The 1732-nt window shown below is 55.1% G+C and carries 1 rRNA gene; it reads right to left on the bottom strand.

The features are described 5' to 3' along the window. Positions 1-1314 (bottom strand): 23S ribosomal RNA (locus ACFCVM_RS19620); the annotation flags it as partial. Between the last annotated feature and the right edge of the window lie 418 nt (positions 1315-1732).

The following is a 1732-nucleotide window of genomic DNA, read 5'->3' as shown; positions in this document are numbered from 1 at the left end:
CTTCACCCGGCACACGACGCTCCCCTACCCATCACAGCCGGCGTTGGCCGTATTGCTGCAATGACACGACTTCGGCGGTACGCTTGAGCCCCGCTACATTGTCGGCGCGGAATCACTTGACCAGTGAGCTATTACGCACTCTTTCAAGGGTGGCTGCTTCTAAGCCAACCTCCTGGTTGTCTCTGCGACTCCACATCCTTTCCCACTTAGCACACGCTTAGGGACCTTAGCCGATGATCTGGGCTGTTTCCCTCTCGACTACGAAGCTTATCCCCCGCAGTCTCACTGCCATGCTCTCACTTACCGGCATTCGGAGTTTGGTTGACGTCAGTAACCCGGTGGGGCCCATCAGCCATCCAGTGCTCTACCTCCGGCAAGAAACACGCGACGCTGCACCTAAATGCATTTCGGGGAGAACCAGCTATCACGGAGTTTGATTGGCCTTTCACCCCTAACCACAGGTCATCCCCCAGGTTTTCAACCCTGGTGGGTTCGGTCCTCCACGAAGTCTTACCTCCGCTTCAACCTGCCCATGGCTAGATCACTCCGCTTCGGGTCTAGAGCGTGCAACTCAATCGCCCTATTCGGACTCGCTTTCGCTACGGCTTCCCCACACGGGTTAACCTCGCCACACACCGCTAACTCGCAGGCTCATTCTTCAAAAGGCACGCAGTCACCCCACACAGAGGCTCCGACGGATTGTAAGCACACGGTTTCAGGATCTATTTCACTCCGCTCCCGCGGTTCTTTTCACCATTCCCTCACGGTACTATCCGCTATCGGTCACCAGGGAATATTTAGGCTTAGCGGGTGGTCCCGCCAGATTCACACGGGATTTCTCGGGCCCCGTGCTACTTGGGAAACAGCACAACACAGCCACACACGTTTCGTCTACGGGAGTCGCACCCTCTACGCTCAACCATTCAAGATTGTTCAACTACGCACATGGTTTCTTACTGCGCACCCTCATGTCAGTGAGGATCAGCACTGTCCCACAACCCCACAACCGCAACCCCTGACAGGTCTCACACGATCATGGTTTAGCCTCATCCGCTTTCGCTCGCCACTACTCCCGGAATCACGGTTGTTTTCTCTTCCTGTGGGTACTGAGATGTTTCACTTCCCCACGTTCCCTCCCAACACCCTATGTGTTCAGGTGCAGGTGCCATGACATGATTCATGGCGGGTTTCCCCATTCGGAAATCCCCGGATCACAGCCTGTTTATCGACTCCCCGAGGCATATCGCAGATTACAACGTCCTTCATCGGTTCCTGGTGCCAAGGCATCCACCGTGTGCCCTTAAAAACTTAAGATCACAGATACTAGATGCTCGCGTCCACTGTGTAATTCTCAAACAACACGCCACACACAACCCCACACACCCAAACCCCATCCAACAAGATGAAGAGTCTTCACTTGGTGTGTGATCTTGTGTTGACCACAACCCCAGAACACGATCCGTGTCCTGAGAACCCAACAACGCGCCGAACACAACCCCAACACACTCACCACCACCATGCTTTCCCCAACCAGCCCCACATCCTCACCCCATCAAGGGATCAAGACGCGTATGACTGGTTCGTACTCGCTGATGCCGGCAACCATGCAGGCTGCACCATGATCATCGTTCCACCCATGAGCACCCCCCACACACGTACGGTGTGGCAAGGGCTTGATGCTCCTTAGAAAGGAGGTGATCCAGCCGCACCTTCCGGTACGGCTACCTTGTTA

The sequence above is a fragment of the Agromyces sp. NPDC056389 genome (assembly GCF_042262385.1).
In the GTDB taxonomy this organism is placed as follows: Bacteria; Actinomycetota; Actinomycetes; order Actinomycetales; family Microbacteriaceae; genus Agromyces.
Note: the sequence above shows the minus strand (reverse complement) of the source record. Positions and strands in the feature narration are given on the sequence as shown.